Raw genomic sequence first — 21,420 nt, 5'->3', positions numbered from 1 at the left:
AGGAGCCGCTTAATATAATCGTCTCAATACCTCGACACGAGGATGAGATCGCATGAGACCGGTTGCATTCGGGAACCGTTTCGGATGGCTGCACGCGGGGAGTGGCACACGTGGCGTGGTGCTGTGCAACACATATGGCCACGAATACGTATGGACATACAGCGGCATGCGCCAGCTCGCGGACGCATTAGCCGCGCGCGGCATCTGGGTGTTGCGCTTCGACTACCGAGGCACGGGCGATTCGGCCGGCGCGGATCTCGCCCCCGATCAGTTCGAATCGTCTGTGGAAGATATCAACGCGGCGGTCGATTGGTTGAGGACGTCCGCTGGCATCGAACATGTCACGTTGTGCGGTTTTCGCGTCGGCGCGGCATTCGCGCTTGCTGCGGCACTGCGGCATCCCGTCGACGAACTCGTGCTGCTCGCGCCCGTCACGAGCGGCCGCGTATATATGCGCGAGTTGGGCATCGTGCGCAAGACATGGCTCGAACTGCTTGCACCGCCTTTGCGTCAAATGCAGCAAGACGATGTATCCCTCAACGTGCTTGGTCAGGTCTATAGCAAGGCGTTCGCCGACTCGCTGAAGGCGATCGATCTCGTCGCGAGTCTGAACGGCGCAACAGCGGCGCCTGCGCGTCGTGCGTTGATCATGAACGTCAGGACCGGCGGCAACGATCCGTTGCGCGACGCCCTCGCCGACAAGGGCGTCGAAGCGGAGGCCCGCCCGTTCGAGGACTTGACCGGATTCATTCAGGAAACCGCCTTCAACACATTGCCGCGCGCCGCTTTCGCCGAGGTCGTCGCGTGGATCGCGGGCGGCGCTGCGCCGGTTTCACAAGCGGCGTCCACGGTCGATGCCGATGGCTGGCCCGCGCTGAGGATCGACACGCCCGAGGCGATCGAACGTCCGGTGCGTATCGGCGAGGAAGGGCTTTTCGGCATCTTGTGCGAGCCGCGTACGGGCTCGCCGCACGGGCCGGTCTATCTGATCGCGAATACATCGGCGAGCGCGCGCGTGGGCGATAGCAGGTTATCGGTGCGCATCGCGCGCGAGCTTGCGCGACGCGGCGTGGCATCGCTGCGTTTCGATGCGCGCGGCCGCGGCGATAGTCCTGCCGCGCCCGGCGAGGTGCAATCGGATACGGCATTCGGGCGCATCTACAACCAGATCGCCACCGACGACACCGCGGCCGCGGCACGCTGGCTCGCGCGGCAAGGCTATAAGTCGATCTTCGCGTTCGGCGTCTGCTCCGGCGCATATCACGCGCTCAAGGCGGCACTCGTCGAGAAAGCGATCAACGGCGTCCTCACGGTGAATCTGCCGACGTTCAAGCGGCCAGCGGACATCGCGCCCGATGGCCTGCGTCAATCGACGCGCAATTCCATGGCGGGTTATGCATTCTCGATGCTCGATCCGCAGAAATGGAAAGCTATCCTGCGCGGCGAAAAGCAATTGACGCGTGTACTGCGCTTTATGCTCGGCTATGCGATGACGCGCGTGCGTTCACGTATCGTCGATGTTCTGAGGCTCGATCGCCTGAGTCAGACGCCGCCCGAACTCGCGACCGAGCCCGCTGCGGTCATGCGCGCGCTCGATGCAAAGGGCGTGAAGACGGTGCTCGTCTATGGCGCCTACGATGCGGGCATGGATTTGATCGCCGCGCACTTCGGCAAGCAGGGCGCGCGACTGTCGCGTTATCCATCCGTGCGCATGATGGTCTATACGGATCTCGATCATTCGCTCTTCATGACCGCCGGTTCGACGCAGGTTGTCGCCCTGTGCGAGCGCATCGCCAAGGAATCGAATTCACCCGTCGCCGATTCGGCTTTGCCGCGCGAGGAACCCGTCGTGCTGTGATTCGCGGCACCGCACGTCAGCGAGTTCGCCCCGTCTTGGGTATCCTTCGATACTGGAACCCGCCCCTTCGCGGGCAGTGTCCCATCGGGAATCCATGTCAGCGGAGTTCGCACGGCGCGTTTGCGTCGCGCGAGCCGCTCAACACAATGCACAGGAGTCTGGCGATGTCGATTGAAAAGGTTCTATACCGTGCGCATGCTCATGTCACCGGCGGGCGCGACGGCCGCGCAACCGTGCCCGAAAGCAATCTGGATCTCAGGCTGACGACGCCGAAAGAACTCGGCGGCGGTGGCGGCGATGGCACCAATCCCGAGCAACTCTTCGCCGCGGGTTATAGCGCGTGTTTCATTGGCGCGATCAAGTTCGTCGCCGCGCGCGACAAGATCACGCTGCCGAAAGACGTGGCGGTAGACGGCAGCGTGGGAATTGGACAAATCCCGAACGGCTTCGGCATCGAAGTCGAACTGAAGATCTCGTTGCCGGGCATGGATCGCAGCGAGGCGCAGGCGCTGGTCGACAAGGCACACATCGTGTGTCCTTATTCGAACGCGACGCGCAATAACATCGACGTCAAATTGACGCTGGCATAAACACATCGTGCGTTCGAGCGTTCTTTCCAGCGGACGCTCGAACGCAGATCACCATGTTTCGCGCATTACCATCAGGCGCGTTTCGGTCATGTCCTCGATCGCATAGCGAATGCCTTCCCGGCCGAGTCCCGAATCCTTCACGCCGCCATAAGGCATGTTATCTACACGGAAAGAAGGCACGTCGTTGATCACGACGCCGCCAACTTCGAGCGAGTCCCACGCCTCGTGCGCATGCGCGAGCGAATCCGTAAAAATGCCCGCCTGCAAGCCGAAATCGCTGTCGTTGACGGTGTTGAGTGCGTCATTGAAATCATCGAATTTTTCGAGGATCGCGACAGGCCCGAACGCTTCCTTGCGATAAAGATCCGAATCTCTTCCGACGTTTTCCAGCAGCGTCGCTTCGAACATCGCGCCTTCCACCTTGCCGCCCGCGATGATTTTCGCGCCTGCCGCCACCGCGCTTTCCATCCATCCGGCGAGCCGTTTCGATTCCGACTCGGAAATCATCGGTCCGACGAAGGTCTTCTCGTCCTTGGGATCGCCCATTCTGAGCGACTTCGTTTTCGCGATCAGCCGTTCACGCAACGCCTCGTATAGCGACGCGTGCACGAGAATTCGCTGCACCCCAATGCAACTTTGCCCGGATTGATAGAAAGCGCCGAACGCGAGCCGATCGACGACATAGTCGAGCTTGCCGCCCTGATCGCTATCGACGATCGCGGCCGCATTTCCGCCTAGTTCCAGAATGACTTTCTTCTTGCCTGCTTTGGCCTTCAGATCCCAGCCGACGGCAGGCGAACCGGTAAAGGAGAGAAGCTTGAAGCGCTCGTCGGTCGTGAACAGATCGGCGCCGTCGCGATGGGCCGGCAGTATCGAGAATGCGCCTTTGGGGAGATCCGTCTCCGCGAGCACTTCGCCGATGATCAACGCGCCGATCGGCGTGCGGCTCGCGGGCTTCATGACGAAGGGCACGCCGGCGGCGATAGCGGGCGCGACCTTGTGCGCGGCAAGATTCAAAGGGAAATTGAAAGGCGAAATGAAGGAACAAGGCCCAATCGGCACGCGCTTTACATAGCCGTGATAACCCTTGGCGCGCGGCGAGATTTCCAGATTCAGTATTTCGCCGTCGATGCGAACCGACTCTTCCGCCGCGACCTTGAACGTATCGATGAGACGCGTGACTTCGCCGCGCGAATCGTTGATCGGCTTGCCGGCTTCGATGCACAAGGCCATCGCCATTTCATCGGCTCGCTCGCGAAAGCGTTTCACGCAATGCTCCAGTACGGCCTGTCGTTTGAACGGAGGAAAGGCGCGCATCTCGGGCATCGCGGCGACCGCGAGACCGATCGCCTTGTCGATGGCTTGCGCATCCGCCAGCGCGACGCGTGTCGCGATTTCACCGCTGAACTTGTCGGTCACTGCCAGATCGGTATTGGCGGCAACCGGCTCGTTGGCGAGGTAATACGGATAAGTTGACTTCAGCATGAACGCTCTCCTGTCGGGACGCGTTGTCGATATCAACCAGATTACCGCTTAAATGCCGTACGTGCAGGCGAGCAGGTTCTGCGGAATGAGATAGCATGCGAACGGAATCGAACGAAGCGTGCCGTCACGCTTCACATGTCCGACATGCGGAGGAAACGATGCTGACATCTGGAATCGATCACGTGGGACTCACCGTGCGCAATCTCGACGCGACGCGAGATTTCTTCGTTCAATGTCTCGGCTGGCAGATCGCCGGCGAGCGGCCCGACTATCCGGCCGTTTTCGTATCGGACGGAAAGCTGCTGGTTACGCTATGGCAGGTGAAAGACGAAGCGGCGCCAATAACATTCGACCGGCGAAAGAATATCGGGCTTCATCATCTCGCGTTGCGCGCAACGGACGAAGCCGCGCTCGCGACCATTCTCGAACGCGTGTCGGCGTGGCCTGGCGTGACGGTCGAATTCGCGCCGGAACAGCTAGGGGCAGGGCCGAAACGCCATATGATGATTTACGAACCGGGCGGTATTAGGATCGAATTCGATTTCGATCCTCGCGTTTAGTTCAGACACGACTGCAAGCGAAACGGCGGCGTCGTCAACGAACTCCGCCGTTTGCGGATTCACCGTCAGGCGATCAGGAATGGCGTACGGTCTTCGATGGACGCGAGCCACGCGGGTGCGCGGCCGCGACCACTCCACGTTGCGCCCGATTGCGGATCGCGATAAAGCGCGGGTTGAGGACCGCGCGGTTGACCCTTTCCGTTGCGCTTGACCGTAGCTTGCGCCTTTCCTTTAGCCTTCTTTGCCGGCGCACTCGCGCCAACCGCGAACTTGCTGCGGTCCTTGGCATTGGCAATCCAGCCGGGTGCGCGTCCGCGGCCGCTCCAGGTCGCGCCGGTTTTCGGATCCTGATAAGCGACCGTGCTTTGTTTTTTTGCCGCGGTCGGGCGACCCGCTTTCTTGCGAGTACCCGAATACTGTTCGATGTCCGAGACGGTCAATCCGTGGCTTGCCATCAATTCATGAATCTTTTGCAGCACGCTTTCGGATTTTTTGGCGATGAGCGCATCCGCTTTCGCTTGAAGTGCTTCGATACGTGCCTGAATACTTTCTAGCGTTGACATGACTTACCTCTAAAAGATTGTCATTTGAACTATGCCACGTACATGCGCGACGCGCTAGAGGAGATTCGTGTTAATACATGGCAAATCAGATTCGCGAAACGCGCTTTAGAGAGATAAGTGGTGCGACACGCATTGCGAATTTCATTGCCTTCCAGTCAAGAAATCCCGAAGCTGCTTTCAATACCTTTCTTTAAAGCGCCAGCCTTTCGAGTTCTTTGAGCGCAATGCCGAGGATCGATCAAACGATCGCAAAGTCCGACCGGCCAAACCGGCAGACTTCATCAGAAATGATGCGTGCGATCATCAATCATCATTTTACATGAGCGCACGCGGCACCTATCTTGTCGATAACAGCAAAGAAACGCACCCGGCGACCGCCGGACATGCGACATAACGTTCTGAAGATAGGAGACACTGTGATGACCTCGCTTTCCGGCCAGGAACTCTGGCTGACGCCCGCCTTTAAACGGCTCGTTTCCCGTCGCCGCAGATTCGTTGCGCGCCTGACGTTCGGTACGCTGGTGCCTTACTACGCATTCGTCCTGGTGGCCGGGTTCGCGCCGAAAATGCTCTCGGCAAAGATGTTCGGCGCGAGCGTCATCACGACCGGCTGGACGATCGGCGTATTGCTCATTGCAGGAACGTGGCTCCTCACGGGTCTTTACATCCATCGCGCGAACGGAGAATTCGACGCGCTCACCAACGAGATCCTGAACGGAGGCGCGCAATGAATCGTCGCGTCCCAAAGGGCATAGGCTTGCTGAGCGTATGCGCCACGCAATCCGCTCTAGCCGCGCCCGAAACGATCGGCCACGTGCAAAGGCAGCCGCTGAATCTCACGGCGATTTCAATGTTTCTCGTTTTCGTCGTCGCAACGCTCGCTATAACGTGCTGGTCTGCATCGAAGACGCGTTCCATGAAGGATTTCTATAACGCGGGAGGAACGATCACCGGCTTTCAGAACGGTCTAGCCCTTGCGGGCGATTACATGTCGGCGGCGGCACTGCTCGGTCTCACGAGCATGATTTTCTTCAACGGCTATGACGGCATGATTTACGCGGTGAGCTTTTTCGTCGCGTGGCCGCTCTTGATGTTTCTGTTCGCGGAAAGAATCAGGAATCTCGGACAGGTCACCGTCGCCGACATCGCGTCATTCCGCCTCGATCAGCGAAGAATCCGGACGATGACGGCGTTCGGCTCGCTCACCGTCGTCTGTTTCTATCTCGTGGTTCAGATGGTCGGGGCAGGGCAGCTCATTCAGCTTCTTTTCGGCCTGAGTTATGACCAGGCGATCGTGATCGTCGGTGCGTTGATGGCTATCTATGTCACGTTCGGCGGCATGGTGGCGACGACGTGGGTGCAGATCATCAAGGCCGTGCTGATGCTCTTCGGCGCGACATTGCTTGCATTCCTGGCGCTTCGGCAATTCGGCTTCTCGCTCGATACGATGTTCGAGCAGGCGATCAAAACGCACAAGAACGGCATCGGCATCATGTTGCCGAGCAAGCTCGTCGCCGATCCGTTCGCCATGCTTTCATTGTCGGTCGGTCTCGTATTCGGCACGTCGGGATTGCCTCATATCCTCATGCGCTTCTTTACCGTGCGCGATGCGAAGGAGGCGCGCAAGTCGGTATTCGTCGCAACGGGCTTCATCGGCTATTTCTTTCTCGTGGTTGCGTTGCTCGGCGTGGCGTCGATCGCGATCGTCGGGCGCAATCCGCTCTTTTATGAGGGCGGCGTCGTCGGCGGAAAGCTGATCGGCGGTTCCAACATGCCCGTGATGCATCTAGCGAAGGCGCTCGGCGGCGATCCGGCACTCGGCTTTCTATCCGCCGTAGCATTCGCGACGATTCTCGCAGTCGTCGCCGGCCTCACGATGGCGGGCACGTCCGCGATCTCTCACGATCTCTATGCGATGGTCTACAAGAAGAACAAGGCCACCCCGAAAAGCGAAAAGCGCGTTTCGCGCGTGGCGTCGATAGGCATTGCATTCGTCGCTATCGTGCTTGGCATGGTGTTCAAGGATCAGAACGTCGCGTTTCTCGTCGCCCTGACGTTCAGCATCGCGGCTTCGGTCAATTTCCCTGTACTGACGCTCGCTATCTACTGGAAAGGACTGACCACGCGCGGCGCACTGATCGGCGGAATCGCCGGGCTCGTGAGCGCGATTTCGCTCGTCGTGTTATCGCCCGCCGTGTGGGTCAAGGTGCTGGGGCACGCGGCGCCGGTCTTCCCGTACGACTACCCGGCGATCATTTCGATGAGCATCGCGTTCTTTTTCATGTGGCTGGGCTCGGTCACGGACCGCCGCGCGCAGGCCAACGAAGAACGACGAAGATTTCACGACCAGTCCGTTCGCGCTCAGACCGGCATCGGCGCGTCGGGCGCGGTGAGTCATTGATCCTCGAAAGGAGTTGCCATGAGTTACGTTCGACAAGATGTCACATCGGGACAGCCGATACGTTTCAAGTTCAGAGATAACGGCCTCGGGTTTTCGCCGATCACGATCGCGCTTCACTGGATGATCGCGTTGCTCATGCTGTCGATCATCGCATCGAAGATCGTCGGGATGGTAGAGCCTGCAAGCGAGTCCGCGCGTTTCGTCAATCTGTGCGGGACGCTGTTGTTTCCGCTATCGGTCTATCGCTTCTGGGCGCGCATCACGTCGTGGCATCCGTTGCCCGTCGGCACGCCCAATCCGGTGGAAGTGATCGCGAGCCGATCGGTTGCCGTCGCGCTGGCTTTGGCGATGGTGCTGCTGCCAGTCGCCGCGTGGCTCGGGAAATCGAGCGCGGGCGTGCCGATCGGGTTGCCGGGCGGATTCACCGTGCCGCCGCTCATGAGCCCGCATGCGGCCGCCGCGCATGTATTCAGTGTGCTCTTCGATATCGGCACGGGCGCATTCCTGTGCGGGCTCGCCCTTCATATGTTCGGCGCTTTCAAGAACCATTTCGTGTTGAAGAACGATTCCCTCAAGCGAATGCTTGGCAAGCATGTGGAGCTCTGAACCATGACTGCAATCAATCGAAAAGGACAGGCGAACGGAATTGCCGCGCTTTGCGGCGTCAGATATCCGATCTTCCTCGCGGGCATGGCGGCGATCTCCGGTCCCGCGCTCGTCGCTTCAGTGGCAAACGCCGGCGGCATGGGCACGATCGGCGGGCTGAGGCTGCCGCCGCGCGCATTGCGCCGCTGGATCAACGAAACGAGAGCCCTCACGGATAAACCTTTCGGCGTGAACCTCGTGCCCTCGTTCGGCGGACCGGATGTATTCGAGGCGCAATTTCAGGTCGTGCTGGAAGAAAAGCCGAAGATGCTTTCGCTTTTTTATGCGGAAGCTTATCCGGATATGATCCGGCGCGCGAAAGATGCGGGGATGATCGTGATGGTTCAGGTCGGTTCGGTCGAACTGGCGCGCCGCGCCATCGACAATGGCGCCGATATTGTCACCGCACAGGGCAGCGAAAGCGGCGGGCATCTGAATCGCGGGACGATCGGCTTGCTGTCCTTGTTGCCGGGAATAGTTTGCATGGCGGGAGACATTCCCGTGCTGGCGGCCGGCGGCATCACGAATAGAAGCGACGTAGAAACCGTGATGAGCATGGGCGCGTCGGGCGTGCTGGTCGGCACGGCGTTCGTGGCCTGCGAAGAATCCAACGCGCATCCGCTTTACAAGCAGAAGATCATCGAAGCGACCGTCGACGATACCGAATACCGCACCGGCTATTCGTTCGGCTGGAAATACGGCACGCCGCACCGTGTCATGCCGAACCGGGACAGATGGAATCTGCTGCGATTCATCGGCGGCGGCGCACGTGTCATCGACAAGCCGAAAATGGCGCGGAAGTTATCGCTCTATGCGGGGCAGGGCGTGGGCAAGATCGATCGTGTCATGCGGGCTGCGGAGCGTGTGGCCGAACTTGCCGAGGGTCTGATGTTCGAGCCCGAGGAAGCATTGCAACTACGTTACGCGTGATCGAATGTGACTGCGCCCACGATGCAATTCGGGCGCAGTCATTCTCGCTCATACGCTTGCGTTATCCGCGAGCGAAAGCTCGGATTCGACATTCGATGCCTGTGATCCATTGCTGAGCTGCTCATGTGTCAGCGCGAGCAAGGCCGATAAAGCAGGCGTCACCACCGCATCCTGATTGCGAATAAAGACGGTCGTCACATTGGCGAATGCGGATGGCAATTCGTGGCATCGAACCGAGCGCCGGCTGCCATGACGTTCGACCACCGCCTTCGGCAAAAGCGTGATGCCCATTCCCGCCGCGACACAGGACATGATTCCGTCGAGCGTGCCTAATTCCATGACTTGTCCCGGAATGAGGCCCGACTGATAAAACCATTGTTCGAGCGTCGAACGATAAAAGCAGCCTGTTCTGAAGACGAGCACCGTTTGCCGCGACATCGCTTCGACAAGCTGATCCAGCGAACGGAACTGGACGCTGCTCAGCAACGCGAGTTCTTCGCGAAAGACTTCTTCCTGATGCAACGCGGCGTTCTGATGAAAGCCGCCGACGAAAGCGCCATCGAGCCGATGATTCTCCACCGCTTTGATGAGCTCGCTGGTCGTGCCGGTGACGAGCGAAAGCTGAACCTGCGGATACTTCTTGTGATACTTGGCGAGCACTTTCGGCAAGCGAATAGCCGCGGTGGTTTCCATCGAACCGAGACGCAGCGGTCCCTTCGGTGTGGTGGCGTCGAGCATCGCGCTGCGGCTTTCGTCCATCAGTTGCAATACGCGCCGCGCATAGCCGAGAAACGTGTGGCCGGCGGATGTCAGCATGACGCCGCCTTTCGAACGCACGAACAATTGCTGGCCGAGTTCGCTCTCCAGTTCCTTGATGCGCATCGTGACATTCGACTGAACATTGTGCACTTTCTCTGCCGCCGCGGTGAAGCTGCCGGTTTCAGCCACGGCGCAGAAGATTTTCAAGTGTCGCAGTTCCATCGATACGCCCCTTTAATCATCACGAATGATGAAGCATCAGCGCTTCCATTCTGATCGATGATAGGTGGCGTGTAAAGCAATCCGCGCAATGCGATTCAGCTTCCGCGATAGGTTCCGAAACTCCAAGGCGAACATAGAAGCGGCACGTGATAGTGCTGCGCCGCATCGGAAAGCGTGAAACGCACCGGCACGACATCAGCGAATACATCGGGCGTCTTGAAGTAATCGGCTACCCAGAAGCGGAGTTCGAAATCGCCTGCACGCGCTTGTGCGGCCGGCAGGATCGGCGAGTCCGTGCGTCCGTCGCGATTGGTGCGCGTGCGCGCGAGCAGCGTCGGCGGCTGGGTGGCGACGTCGAACAATTCGATCTGCATGCCGGCAGCGGGCTGGCCGAGCGCGACGTCGAGTACATGGGTGGTGATGCCTGCGGCCATGATGTGTCTTCTCCTGATCTCGCGTTTCGTTTGCGCTGTGTTCAACTGCCGCGGTAGTAGTTGTAGCTCCACGGCCCGAATAACACCGGCAGGTGAATGCGCTGATTGATATCGATGATGCGAAAGCGCAGCGGGATCTTCGAAAGAAACATCGGCTGCGGCAGATTCGCCTTGCGCGCGGCGAAGTATTCGTCCGCATGCAGCAGGAGCTCATACGTGCCCGCGCGATAGGTATCGCCGATCAAGAGCGGCGGCTCGCTGCGGCCGCTCGCTGCAAGCGTGATCGTTTGCAGAAGCTTCGAGCGTCCGTCTTCGATCGCGAACAAGTCCACGCGCATGCCCGCGGCGGGCGTGCCGTGCCACGTGTCGAGGCCGTGCATCGTGAGGCGCGGGCTCAGGCCATCCTGTTGCACCGGACCCGTCGTCTGATTGGGTGCAGGCGACGTCGGCGTATCGGCGGCCAGCGCGGTCTTCGCCATCAACATGCTGCCGCCCAACGCGACCGATTGCAGGGCAAAGCGGCGGCGGCTCACATCGAAAGCCGGGGAAGAGTCTTTGTCGCGCATGTCAGGCCTCTTGTTTGTTGCCGAGCTTGCGGATGCCGATGATCACGAGCACCGCGGCCAGCACTTCGATGACGGCCACGAGATAGAGACCGGTCGTCAACTTGCCCGTCGCGTTCTTGACGAGTCCCATCACATAGGGCGCGCCGAAACCCGCGAGATTGGAGACGGAGTTGATGAGCGCCACGCCGATCGCCGCCGCGCTGCCGGCCAGATAGCGGTTGGGCAATTGCCAGAACACGGGGATCGCGCTCATCGTGCCGATCAGCGATGCCGTCATGGCCAGCAACGCGATAACCGGCGAAATCTTGTCGAAGCCCATCAGCACGGCGAGCAAGGCCATCGATACGCCGCCGACGATCGCCGCGCCGCTGAAGTGCCAGCGCACATCATTGCTGCGGTCCGAGTGCGCACCGTTGATGATCATGCCGGCCGCGCCGCACAGATAGGCAAGCGCCGCGATCCAGCCGACGGCCATCGGCGTGCCCACGCCTACATCCTTGATGACGGTCGGAATCCAGAAGGTGAGCGTCGAATTCGCGCACAGCAGGCAGAAGAAGATCGCGATCATCAGCCACACCTTGCGATTCGTGAAGAGCGAGCGCCAGTCGTGGCCACGCTCGCCCATCGCGGCGTTGTCGCGTTGCAGTGCATCGAGCACGACACGCTTTTCATCGGCGGTCAGCCAGCCTGCTTCCTCGGGCTTGTCGGTCATGTAGAAGTACGCGAACACACCGGCGAGCACCGACGGAATGCCTTCGATGATGAAGAGCCACTGCCAGCCGTGCATGCCGTGCACGCCGCCCATCGACGTCATGATCCAGCCGGCGAGCGGACCGCCGAGCACACCCGCGATCGCCGATGCCGACATGAAGGTGCCGAAGGCGCGCGCCCGCCGCTGCGACGGATACCAATACGTGAGATAGAGAATGACGCCCGGATAGAAGCCCGCTTCGAAAGCGCCGAGCAGGAAGCGCAGGATATAAAACTGCGTGGGCGTGTTGACCTGGGTCTGCAACATGCAGATGACGCCCCAGCAGATCGTGATGCGCATGATCGTCTTTTTCGCGCCGATCTTCTGCAGCAGCATGTTCGACGGCACTTCGAACAGAAAGTAGCCGATAAAGAATATGCCCGCGCCGAGTCCATAAACCGCTTCGCTGAAATGCAGCGAGTCCAGCATCTGCAGCTTGGCGAAGCCGATGTTCACGCGATCCAGCCACGCAAGCACCCACAGTACGCCGAGAAACGGCAAGAGCCGCCATGAGACCTTGCGATAGACGCTCGCTTCGGCGCTTTCGGCCTCGCTCGCGAAAACCGGCATCTCCTGTTTGATGAGCGACATGGTTTCTCCTTTCCAGTCGGTTTGCGGCGCACGGACAAGGTCGTGCGTTCGGTTGGAAGCAAGTATAGAAACGGCCAAAAAATCGGTAACGGGGGGCGGCCCAATAAGCCCCATAGCAACGCGTATATGGGCTGAAAAGCCTTATGTGGAGCGGCTTCGCGCCATTTTTCGCAGCGCTTTTTCGTACCTATGGATTACCCTAGCGAGGCTTGCGTGAAGCGGTTCCCGCGATGCCGGCTGGCAGAATAACGTCGCGGCGACGCGAACCATCGAGACACGGAACTCACCATGAATCGCACCGACGATCCATTCGATACCTATCTGCTGCGCGTGCTGTGCACGCTGATCGGCGAGCGCAGTGTGTCGCGCACGGCCATTCGTATGAACCAGTCGCAGCCGGCCATCAGCTCTGCGCTCAAGCGGCTGCGCGCGATCTTCAACGACCCGTTGCTCACGCGCGAAAAGAACGTGATGGTGCCGACCGAGCGCGCCATTCAACTGGCGCAAAGCGCGCAGGCCGCATTGAGCGCGCTCGATAACCTGCTCGTATCGGACGATCATTTCGATCCGGCGACCACCGAGCAAAGCTTTACCGTGGGCATGCCCGACTATCTGGCGCCGCCCTTTTTTGCGCATGTCGTGCGCGAATTCAGGCGCGCCGCACCACATGCGCGCCTCGTCGCGGTGCCGCTCTCGGCCGCATTCAACTATGAACAGGGGCTATCGGAAGGCTCGCCGGATATCGTCATCGGCAACTGGCCCAATCCTCCGGAGCATCTGCATTTGTCGGTGCTGCTCGAAGACGAGGTCGTATGCGTTGTTGCCCGCGACAGCGTCCACGCGCAATCAGGCAAGTTCGATGCCCAGGACTACCTGAGCGCGTCGCATATCGTGCCCACGCCGTATTCGCGCGATCAGCGCGGCGTCGTCGATACCGGGCTCAGCACCATGCGCGTGCATCGCGACAACCGCGTGAGTTGCCCGTACTTCAATCTCGCGCCGAGCCTGATTCCGGGCACCGATCTGATTCTCACGACAGGCCGGCACTTCGCCAACTATCACGCGCAGCATCTGCCGCTCGCCGTGCTAGATGCGCCGATCGAATTTCCATTCATGCGGTTTTATCAGCTATGGCATCCGTCTCGACATCGTTCGGCTTCGCACGTGTGGTTGCGCGGCATGCTGACGGCGGCCGCGCAGGAGTTGCGCGCGCTGCGTGACATGAATCGCGATTAGCGCTATCGCGTTCTGTTATGCGGTCAATAGGATCGGGTGTCTCGCCGCCCGATCGCGCGCTTCCTATACTCGGCACGAATCGCCATCGATGCCCTATAGGAGAGCCGTCATGTCACAGTCGATCAATCTCGAACCGGTCAATGCGTTCGATCACGCGACCTTCGTCGGCGCCTTCTCGAGCGTGTTCGAACATTTTCCGCAGGCAGCGGAGGGCGCGTGGAGCGCGCGTCCATTCGCCTCGGCCACGGCATTGCACGACGCGATGATGAATGTCATCCGCAGGATGGACGACAAGAGCCAGCGCGCATTTCTGAACCTGCACCCGTTGTTGTCCGGCGCGAACATTCGTGCGGGAACCATGACGGCGGATTCGGACGCCGAGCAAAAGAGCGCCGGGCTCGATGCGATGTCGGCCGAGCAGGAAGCATCCCTCGATCGTCTCAATGCCGCCTATCTGGAGCGGCACGGGTTTCCGTTCATCATCTGCGTGCGGCATTACACGCGCGAAGGCATCTTCAGCGCGCTGGAACGGCGTATCGGGCGCAGCACGCAGCAGGAGCTGGATGAGGCGCTGGCACAGATCGCTTCGATCACGCGTGCGCGCCTGAACGCGCGTCTCTGCGCGCTGCCTGCAACTATCTGACGCGGCAACGGCGCTAACTTTTCATTGCGTCGCGCACACGCGCGGCACGCGATGAAAGTTGCGATCGAAATAAATCAGGCTGTCGCCATCGTCGCGCACGCGGATCGCGGTCGCTTCGACGAACATCACCGAGTGCGATCCCACTTCCTTCGCCTCGACGATGGTGCCCTGCAGGCTCGCCAGCGCATCGCGCAACACCGGCACGCCGTTCACGCCTTCGTCCCATACCGGCAACGAGAAGCGTTCTTCCATCGAAAGTTGCGTGAGACCGGCGAAGTGTCGCGCGATCTGTTCGAGATGACCCGGCAACACGTTCACGCACACATTGCGATTGTTCACGAACGCGGCATGCATTGCGCTCGACCGGTTGATGCAGACGAGCAAAGTCGGCGGCGCATCCGTGACCGAGCACACGGCGCTTGCCGTGATGCCGCAGCGGCCATGCGTGCCCGTGGTGGTGATGACATTCACCGCAGCGCCGAGATGGGCCATGGCCTGGCGGAACTGCTTGCGCACCTGATCGATATCGGTGAAGTCGGGGCGGGGCAGCGCGGACATAGGAGCGTCTCCAGTTCGTTTCATGTTTAACGTTGTGTATAGCAAACCGTGAATCAAGCGTACGCGCTGAACCGCACAAAGAACATCGGCACGAGCCGCCGACATGCCCGGCGTGGTTACCGAACGCACTAAAGCTTTTACCTATCGCGTGTCATCGAAGTAAAGAATGGACTTTCGCGGCGCATTTCGGCTGGTTATCATGGCTGTTCCAATAAAACGAGACCCTGCGACGAGACAGCCGAATCCCCCGGCGCGCACGGTCCCTGAAGCCCGCATCGAAAGAGCCATCGCAATGAATTCTCCCGCTCCCGTGGTGTATATCGTCGACGACGACAACGGCATGCGCACCTCGCTCGCGTGGCTGCTCGAATCGGTCGGCGTGAAGTCGGAAGGATTCGCGAATGCCGCGGATTTTCTGCGTGCCTTCGACGTGAGCCGCCCCGCGTGCCTCGTGCTCGATGTGCGCATGCCCGAGACGAGCGGTTTCGACGTGCAGGCCGAGCTCAACCGTCGCGGCGCGACCTTGCCGATCATCTTCGTGAGTGGTCACGGCGATATCCCGATGTCGGTGCGCGCGCTTCAGCACGGCGCGATCGATTTCGTCGAGAAGCCCTATAACTCGCAGCAAATGCTCGATCGCGTGCAGCGCGCCATGAAGCTCGCGACGCAGCGCCATGCGAAAGATCAGCGTCAGCGCGAACTGCGCGAGCGCGTCGAATCGCTGACCGCGCGCGAGAAAGAAGTCTTGCGCGGTGTGATCGAAGGCAAGGCGAGCAAGCGCATCGCCGCCGATCTGTCGATCAGCGTCAAGACCGTCGACGTGCATCGCGCGAGCATCAAGGACAAGCTGGGCGCGGCATCCATCGCCGCGCTCGTGCGTGATGTGCTCGAAGTATGGAGCCCGCCCGGCGACGAACCGGCGTGATACGCGCGCTAACGCATGTACAGGCCGCCGTTCACGTCCCAGCATGCGCCGTTCGCAAAATACGCGTCGGGTGATGCAAGCAGCACGGCAACGTCGGCAATGTAATCTGCCGAGCCCAGACGTCCCACCGGAATGCCCGCGATAACCTTGTCGAGCTTATCGGCGGGCACGCTCTCATGGACGATAGCCAGATCGAGCGGGCCGGGCGAGATCGCATTCACGGTCACACCATGTGCCGCGAGATCGCGTGCGAATACCTTGGTCAGCGTGATCGCGCCGCCTTTTGCGGCCGCATAGTGCGCGCCCGTCGCCGAGCCGCCGTTCTGTCCCGCAAGCGATGCGATATTGACGATGCGTCCCGCGCCACGATCCGCGAAATAGCGGCCCAATACCTGACAGCCGAAGAGCACGCTGCGCAGATTCACGTCGATGACCTGATCGAACTGCTCGGCGGTGATCTCCATGACCGGCACGACCTTCGATGCGCCCGCATTGTTGACGAGCACATCGATACGTCCCCAGCGTTCGTGCACGGCGTCACGCGCGCGTTCGAAGTCCGCTTTCGATGTGACGTCGAGTTCGAGTGCGAATGCGCTGCTTTGATCGGCGCTCAACTCCACTGCGAGAGACCGGGTTGCTTCGATGGCGATATCGGCGAGTGCGACCTTGTAGCCCGCGGCATGAAAGCGGCGCGCGACCGCGGCGCCGAGGCCACGCGCTGCGCCCGTGATGAGCGCGATTCTGTTCGACATGTTTGAGTTCCTTTTATTGAGCGAGCGCGGCTTCGACATGCGCGGCGACCGCGCATACCTTTTCGTCCGCGCCCTTGCGCCCGACGATCTGCAAGCCGGCCTTGAGCGACGAACCTTCGACCGGAAGAGGAAGGCTCAATGCAGGATGCCCGCTCAGATTGAACGGCCTGATCAACGACGACATTGCAATCACCGGCGTTCCCGCGCGCGCGGCTTCGAGCGTGATCGGAAACGCGGGCAGCGTGGGGAGCACGAGCACATCGACATCTTGGAGCGCGCGATCCACGGCCGCTGTGAAGATTCGCCTGACGTTCTCCGCAGCGTCGAGATCGGCCGGCGTGGTTTTCGATGCAAGACGCAAACGGGCGTCGAGATCCGCGCCGAGCTTGCCCGTCTCGACGAGATAACCGAATGCCTGCCACGTCTCCGCGTTGATGACCGCGAGACCGGCGGAGAAGGCATCGGCCATCGACGCCAGTTCGATGCCGCGTGACGCGAATCCCGCGCGACGCACGGCGTGCTCGACCGCTTTGCGGATACTCGCATCCGCATCGACGGCAACGATGCCGACACGCGCCTTCGATGCATCGCGTCGCGCGATGCGCGCATCGAACGAAGGATCGATCGCGGTCATTGCATCGATCAGCACGCGCATGTCGCGCGCGAAGGGTCCCACGCAATCGAGCGTGGTTTCGACTGGCGCCACGCCGAGACGCGACACGCGACCGAAGGTGGGCTTCAATCCGGTCACGCCGCAGCATGCCGCGGGGCCGCGCACCGAGCCGCCCGTATCGGTGCCGAGCGCGGCATCGACGAGCCCGAGTCCGACAGCCGAAGCCGAACCGCTCGACGATCCGCCGGGAATCCGCGTTGCGTCTTGGGGATTCTGTGGCGTGCCCTTGAAGTCGTTGATACCGGTCATGCCGAATGCAAGCTCGTGCATGTTGGCCTTGCCCTTGATCCGCCAGCCCGCATCGAGCAGACGCTGCACGACTCCGGCATGTTCGGTGGCGGCGGGTGCATCGGCGAGCGCGCGGCTTGCAGCCGTGGTCGGATATCCCGCGATATCGATGCTGTCCTTGATCGCAATGGTCGGTGCATCGGCATCGTCGTGCAAGTACAGATCGAATTCGCTGATGAATGCGCTCATGCGTGCGTCTCCTTGCGTGGATTCACTTGCCAGGGCGCGTCGAAGAGACGCTCCGTGCGGAAATGGCGGATCAGCCACGCGTTGTTTTCACCGCGTGGAGATGGCGCGAAATCGATTTCCAGCCGCGCGGCGATAAGCTCGGCCTTTGCATCGACATAACCGGATGCTTGCAACATGATCCATCGTCCCTTGACGATATCGCCCATAACCTCGATATGCTCGGACGTCAGAAAGTGCACATTGCTGGCGAAATGCGGCGTCGGCGGCAGATAACGTTGCAGCATTTCGACGATCGCCGCTCGTCCCTGCAGACGCCCGAACTTCTTCGCATACTGTGGCCCGATGCCTTCCCACACGGCGTCATCGGTGAAGAGCGCGGCGAGCGCTTCGCCTTCGAGCGGTGCGCAAGGCACATCGCATAGCGCCATATAACGCGCGATGGTCTTGCGCACTGCGTTCTGCGCCTCCAGCGTGGCAAGGCGCGTGAGCAATGCGTCGATGTTGGCTTGCGTCATGGCGTCAGGCGTTATTGGCTGTGGCCGGCGGCACCGTCAACGCACGTCCGACGCGTGCCTCGATTTTTCCATAGCGCCACAGGTTGTAATCGCCGACGGGCGTCGTGCGATAGAGATTGCACACGGCGACAGCCGTATCGAAGTCGGCGACATCGGCCATGATGTAAAACGTCCACGGTGCGCCATCGGATTGTCCGACGACGAGGCGGTCGTCATCCATCACGCCCAGCACGCGCACGTTCTCCATAGCCTCGATGGCGGATAGCATCTTGCCGTAGGCTTGCCATACTTCTGCAATCTGTTCGCGCGGCAAATCGAAGAAGTTCTGGGTTACGCCGCAGCAGAACAGCACGCGCAAAGGAAGATTTCGGTTTTCGGTCATGAAGCGTTACTCCTCTTGTTATGCGATGAAAATGGATCAGAGATAGCCGGGAATCGGCGGCACGCCGACGAACACGGCGCCCGCGCCGTCGTAGTTGCCTTCGCCGAGGAATGCGTGTTGCGTGACGACCATCGCGTCGCGCATCAGGCGTTGCAAAGGATGCGTGCGATAAATCGCCATCGTGCCGCCCAGACGATACGCACGATTCACTACGTCCGCGCCTTCACGCGCGATCTGCGTTGCGGCCAGGCGCAACAGGCTGACCTGTTCCGGAGAGACTTCATTGCCCGCGAGAATGGACTGCCATACGCTGTCGGTCGATTCGTAGAAGAACGCGCGCGCAGAGCGCAATTGCGCTTCCGCTTTTGCAAGTTCGATACGGTAATAGGCGCGATCGGCGAGTTGCGGCGCGCCGGTCGTCGTCTTGCGGCCGCCCGCCATATGATTCGCGACGTCGAGCGCAGCGCGCGCGAGACCGAGGTTCACGACGGCGAGCACTTGCGCCGCATACGCGATGGTCGGATATCGATAGAGCGGTTCATCGATCGTCGATACGCCGCCGCGCACGAACGTCCAGTCTTCGGCGACGAACTGATCCGTCACGCGCAAGTCGTGACTGCCGGTGCCCTGCATGCCGACGACGTTCCAGTTCTCGACGATCTCCACCTGCTCGGGACGAAACACGGCGGTGCGCGGCTTGCCCGGCGCTTCGCCCGGCTTGCCGGTGCCGATGCCGACACCGAGCCAGTCCGCGCCCTTGCAGCCGCTCGCGAACTTCCACGTACCGTTCACGCGATAGCCGCCCGGCGCGGGTTGTGCGTTTTGCACGGGGAAGAGCCCGCCCGCGAAGACCTGATCGGGCCCGTCCGCATAGATCGCGGCCTGGGTCGCGACCGGCAACGCGGCGAGATAGAGATTCGCGGAACCGAAGCTCGCGACCCACGCGGCGGAGCCGTCGGCGACCGCGATGCGCTCGATCATCTCCAGGAATTCGCCGGGGGCGCGCGCATCGCCGCCGAAACGCTTCGGCGTCGCTGCACGATAGATGCCCGCGCGCTTGAGCTTTTCGATTACATCGCGCGGCACGTGCGACAGCCGGTCGAATTCGTCGCGGCGCTGGGCGATTTCGGCGATCACATCGTCGAGCGTGATGGCATCGGTTTGATTCGACAGATCGTCGCGGATAGCGAAGGCAGTCGCGGAAGCTGACATGGGTAAGTCTCCTTTTCGTTCGTTTTGCATTGATCTCAGTCTAGAAACGCAAAAAGACCGAAGCAATTGGGAAGGCGAGCGTGCGATTCAGTGAAGCACCCCGGTCTTCTAAAGAAATCTTTAGCGACGCGCGGGGCGCGCCGATGCTATGGTTTGTGCTGGTACTGTCTTTTCCCCGCACCTCGACATGAACTTTCCCGCCGAAGACGATTTCCGCCGGCTGCTCGATGCATTGACGCAGTGCGTGCTTCTTCACGATGCGAAGACGAAGGCGATCGTCTGGGCGAATCGCGCGGCGTGTATCGCACTCGGCTTTTCGGTCGAGGAACTGCTGCCGCTCAAGGCGCACGACATGACTCGCGACGACATCAGATATCGTCGTGAAATCGCGGTGAATGCGATGGACCGCTCGATTACCGAAGGTCCGCAAAGTTATGAATGGTGTTATCGATCGCGAGCAGGCGTCGATATGTTGTCCGAGGCGATCGCGACTTATGTGCCGCTTGCCGGGCGCGCGGTGGTGATGGTGCAGTTTCGCGATATCAGCGCGGAAGAAGCGATGCGCCAGAAGCTGCGCCGCTATGAAACGCGGCTGCGCGAGTACATGCAGGATCTGGGCGAGGGCGTTGCGGTGCTCACGCCGCGCGGCAAGGTGAGCTTCATCAGCGAATCGGGACGGCGCGTGCTGGGTGTCGCGAGCGATGCACCGTTGGGCGTCGCGCTCGACTATTGCACGAGAGAAGATCGCGACCGGCTGATCGCTCAGTTGCGCAGCGCGACGCGGCAGCAATCGACACCCGCGCAGCGCTATGCGATCACGCGTCGCGACGGCGCGAAACGATGGCTGCGCATCACGTGCAGGCGAATCGATATCGAGGATGGCACGCTGGTGCATTTCCGCGATATCACCGATGAAGTCGCGATAGAGGACGCGCGCCGCAACGAAGCGCGCATGCTCGAATACGCGGGACGAAACAACGCAATGGGCGAGATGGCGACGGCAATCGCGCATGAATTGAGCCAGCCGCTTGCCGCCGTGCGCAATTTCATCGAAGGCGCGATTCAGCGGCTCGCGCAGCCCGATTCCATCGATAGCGCGATCTGGGGTCTGCGCGCAGCGGATCGTCAGGCCGAGCACGCGGCGCATATCATCAAGAGCGTGCGCGAGTTCATCGTGAAGCGAGAGCCTGTCGAAGCACAGGCGGATCTTCGCGACGTGCTCGCGGATGTCGCGTACTTCATTCAATTGCGCGCGCGAGACGAGGGCGTGACGCTCACGATCGAGCAATGGGGCGAGCCGTTGCCGGTACGTTGCGAACGCGTGCTCATCGGTCAGGTGATCCTCAATCTCGCGTTCAACGCCATCGAAGCATTGAGCGCCGCGAAATCGTCGACGGAGATCGTTACGCTCGCCACCTCGATGAACGGTGACGCGGCCGAACTTCATGTGATCGACAACGGACCGGGCGTGCCCGACGATGCGCTCGAACGCCTGTTCGACGGCTTTTCTTCGTCGAAGGCTGGCGGCAATGGCATTGGCTTGTCGTTGTGCAAGAGCATCGTGTCGCGACACGATGGCCGTATCTGGGCGCAACGCGCAGCAGGCGGCGGCCTCGAATGCCGCTTCGCGCTGCCCCTGTCTCATCGCGCATGATCGACGGACAGGCACGCATCGGCGCGTATGCATCGATG

The 21,420-nt window shown here is 60.8% G+C and carries 23 protein-coding genes; 11 read left to right on the top strand and 12 right to left on the bottom strand.

Features of this window, described 5'->3' with window-relative positions:
* The first annotated feature begins 52 nt into the window (after positions 1 to 52).
* Both QCE73_RS29865 and QCE73_RS29860 read left to right on the top strand, forming a co-directional pair.
* Positions 53 to 1,858, top strand: coding sequence for an alpha/beta fold hydrolase (locus tag QCE73_RS29865; protein WP_309884764.1), 1,806 nt, complete (start codon positions 53 to 55; stop codon positions 1,856 to 1,858).
* 164 nt (positions 1,859 to 2,022) lie between these two features.
* Positions 2,023 to 2,448: an organic hydroperoxide resistance protein gene (locus QCE73_RS29860; protein ID WP_035501996.1), complete on the top strand. Its 426-nt coding sequence runs from the start codon at positions 2,023 to 2,025 to the stop codon at positions 2,446 to 2,448.
* Positions 2,449 to 2,496: 48 nt separating this feature from the next.
* Here QCE73_RS29860 and QCE73_RS29855 read toward each other — a convergent pair whose 3' ends face one another.
* Positions 2,497 to 3,933: an aldehyde dehydrogenase family protein gene (locus tag QCE73_RS29855; protein ID WP_309884763.1), complete on the bottom strand. Its 1,437-nt coding sequence runs from the start codon at positions 3,931 to 3,933 to the stop codon at positions 2,497 to 2,499.
* 158 nt (positions 3,934 to 4,091) lie between these two features.
* Between QCE73_RS29855 and QCE73_RS29850 the strand changes: the two genes are divergently transcribed.
* Positions 4,092 to 4,493, top strand: a complete 402-nt coding sequence (locus QCE73_RS29850) for a VOC family protein (protein ID WP_309884762.1) — start codon at positions 4,092 to 4,094, stop codon at positions 4,491 to 4,493.
* Between the two features lie 65 nt (positions 4,494 to 4,558).
* On the opposite strand, the gene QCE73_RS29845 is transcribed toward QCE73_RS29850, so the two are convergent.
* The gene (locus tag QCE73_RS29845; protein ID WP_404989823.1) at positions 4,559 to 4,972 is read right to left on the bottom strand and encodes an H-NS family nucleoid-associated regulatory protein; all 414 of its coding nucleotides are present in this window, start codon (positions 4,970 to 4,972) and stop codon (positions 4,559 to 4,561) included.
* 503 nt (positions 4,973 to 5,475) lie between these two features.
* Here QCE73_RS29845 and QCE73_RS29840 point away from each other — a divergent pair.
* From QCE73_RS29840 to QCE73_RS29825, 4 genes are read left to right on the top strand one after another with little or no spacing between them, the layout of a single operon-like run.
* Positions 5,476 to 5,787, top strand: coding sequence for a DUF485 domain-containing protein (locus QCE73_RS29840; protein WP_309884760.1), 312 nt, complete (start codon positions 5,476 to 5,478; stop codon positions 5,785 to 5,787).
* A complete protein-coding gene (locus tag QCE73_RS29835; protein WP_309884759.1) occupies positions 5,784 to 7,457 on the top strand; it encodes a cation acetate symporter in 1,674 nt (557 codons plus the stop codon). The genes QCE73_RS29840 and QCE73_RS29835 overlap by 4 nt, the downstream gene beginning before the upstream one ends.
* A gap of 18 nt (positions 7,458 to 7,475) precedes the next feature.
* Positions 7,476 to 8,063, top strand: coding sequence for a cytochrome b/b6 domain-containing protein (locus QCE73_RS29830; RefSeq protein WP_309884758.1), 588 nt, complete (start codon positions 7,476 to 7,478; stop codon positions 8,061 to 8,063).
* 3 nt (positions 8,064 to 8,066) lie between these two features.
* Complete coding sequence (locus tag QCE73_RS29825; RefSeq protein WP_309884757.1) at positions 8,067 to 9,032, top strand: nitronate monooxygenase; 966 nt, start codon at positions 8,067 to 8,069, stop codon at positions 9,030 to 9,032.
* Positions 9,033 to 9,080: 48 nt separating this feature from the next.
* Here the strand turns inward: QCE73_RS29825 and QCE73_RS29820 are convergent, their stop codons facing one another.
* The 4 genes from QCE73_RS29820 to QCE73_RS29805 form a co-directional block, all read right to left on the bottom strand.
* Entirely contained in the window at positions 9,081 to 10,013 is a 933-nt protein-coding gene (locus QCE73_RS29820) for a LysR substrate-binding domain-containing protein (protein WP_309884756.1), read from the bottom strand.
* A gap of 95 nt (positions 10,014 to 10,108) precedes the next feature.
* A complete protein-coding gene (uraH, locus tag QCE73_RS29815; protein WP_035501861.1) occupies positions 10,109 to 10,447 on the bottom strand; it encodes a hydroxyisourate hydrolase in 339 nt (112 codons plus the stop codon).
* A 41-nt stretch (positions 10,448 to 10,488) separates the two neighbouring features.
* Positions 10,489 to 11,013 (bottom strand): hydroxyisourate hydrolase, encoded by a 525-nt coding sequence (locus QCE73_RS29810; protein WP_309884755.1) that lies wholly within the window; start codon positions 11,011 to 11,013, stop codon positions 10,489 to 10,491.
* A gap of 1 nt (position 11,014) precedes the next feature.
* Positions 11,015 to 12,355 (bottom strand): MFS transporter, encoded by a 1,341-nt coding sequence (locus QCE73_RS29805; RefSeq protein WP_309884754.1) that lies wholly within the window; start codon positions 12,353 to 12,355, stop codon positions 11,015 to 11,017.
* A 288-nt stretch (positions 12,356 to 12,643) separates the two neighbouring features.
* On the opposite strand from QCE73_RS29805, the gene QCE73_RS29800 reads away from it, so the two are divergent.
* Entirely contained in the window at positions 12,644 to 13,591 is a 948-nt protein-coding gene (locus QCE73_RS29800) for a LysR family transcriptional regulator (protein ID WP_035501865.1), read from the top strand.
* A gap of 109 nt (positions 13,592 to 13,700) precedes the next feature.
* A complete protein-coding gene (gene uraD / locus QCE73_RS29795; RefSeq protein WP_309884753.1) occupies positions 13,701 to 14,234 on the top strand; it encodes a 2-oxo-4-hydroxy-4-carboxy-5-ureidoimidazoline decarboxylase in 534 nt (177 codons plus the stop codon).
* Positions 14,235 to 14,255: 21 nt separating this feature from the next.
* Here the strand turns inward: uraD and hpaC are convergent, their stop codons facing one another.
* Positions 14,256 to 14,792, bottom strand: coding sequence for a 4-hydroxyphenylacetate 3-monooxygenase, reductase component (hpaC, locus tag QCE73_RS29790; RefSeq protein ID WP_035501867.1), 537 nt, complete (start codon positions 14,790 to 14,792; stop codon positions 14,256 to 14,258).
* 292 nt (positions 14,793 to 15,084) lie between these two features.
* Between hpaC and QCE73_RS29785 the strand changes: the two genes are divergently transcribed.
* A complete protein-coding gene (locus QCE73_RS29785; RefSeq protein ID WP_309884752.1) occupies positions 15,085 to 15,717 on the top strand; it encodes a response regulator in 633 nt (210 codons plus the stop codon).
* Positions 15,718 to 15,725: 8 nt separating this feature from the next.
* Here the strand turns inward: QCE73_RS29785 and QCE73_RS29780 are convergent, their stop codons facing one another.
* Genes QCE73_RS29780 through QCE73_RS29760 form a run of 5 tightly spaced genes read right to left on the bottom strand, consistent with a single transcriptional unit; the run spans position 15,726 to position 19,728 of the window.
* Positions 15,726 to 16,469, bottom strand: coding sequence for an SDR family oxidoreductase (locus QCE73_RS29780; protein WP_309884751.1), 744 nt, complete (start codon positions 16,467 to 16,469; stop codon positions 15,726 to 15,728).
* Between the two features lie 13 nt (positions 16,470 to 16,482).
* Positions 16,483 to 17,619, bottom strand: coding sequence for an amidase (locus QCE73_RS29775; protein ID WP_309884750.1), 1,137 nt, complete (start codon positions 17,617 to 17,619; stop codon positions 16,483 to 16,485).
* Positions 17,616 to 18,134, bottom strand: coding sequence for a nuclear transport factor 2 family protein (locus tag QCE73_RS29770; RefSeq protein WP_309884749.1), 519 nt, complete (start codon positions 18,132 to 18,134; stop codon positions 17,616 to 17,618). Before QCE73_RS29770 ends, QCE73_RS29775 begins: the two co-directional genes overlap by 4 nt.
* Positions 18,135 to 18,138: 4 nt before the next feature.
* Positions 18,139 to 18,516, bottom strand: coding sequence for a hypothetical protein (locus QCE73_RS29765; RefSeq protein ID WP_309884748.1), 378 nt, complete (start codon positions 18,514 to 18,516; stop codon positions 18,139 to 18,141).
* A 36-nt stretch (positions 18,517 to 18,552) separates the two neighbouring features.
* Positions 18,553 to 19,728 carry an acyl-CoA dehydrogenase family protein gene (locus QCE73_RS29760; RefSeq protein ID WP_309884747.1) on the bottom strand — a complete coding sequence of 392 codons (1,176 nt, stop codon included), beginning with the start codon at positions 19,726 to 19,728 and terminating at the stop codon, positions 18,553 to 18,555.
* 187 nt (positions 19,729 to 19,915) lie between these two features.
* Between QCE73_RS29760 and QCE73_RS29755 the strand changes: the two genes are divergently transcribed.
* The gene (locus tag QCE73_RS29755) at positions 19,916 to 21,382 is read left to right on the top strand and encodes an ATP-binding protein (protein ID WP_309884746.1); all 1,467 of its coding nucleotides are present in this window, start codon (positions 19,916 to 19,918) and stop codon (positions 21,380 to 21,382) included.
* The last annotated feature ends 38 nt before the right edge of the window (positions 21,383 to 21,420 follow it).

The sequence above is a fragment of the Caballeronia sp. LZ029 genome, from assembly GCF_031451275.1.
Lineage (GTDB): Bacteria > Pseudomonadota > Gammaproteobacteria > Burkholderiales > Burkholderiaceae > Caballeronia > Caballeronia jiangsuensis.
Note: the sequence above shows the minus strand (reverse complement) of the source record. Positions and strands in the feature narration are given on the sequence as shown.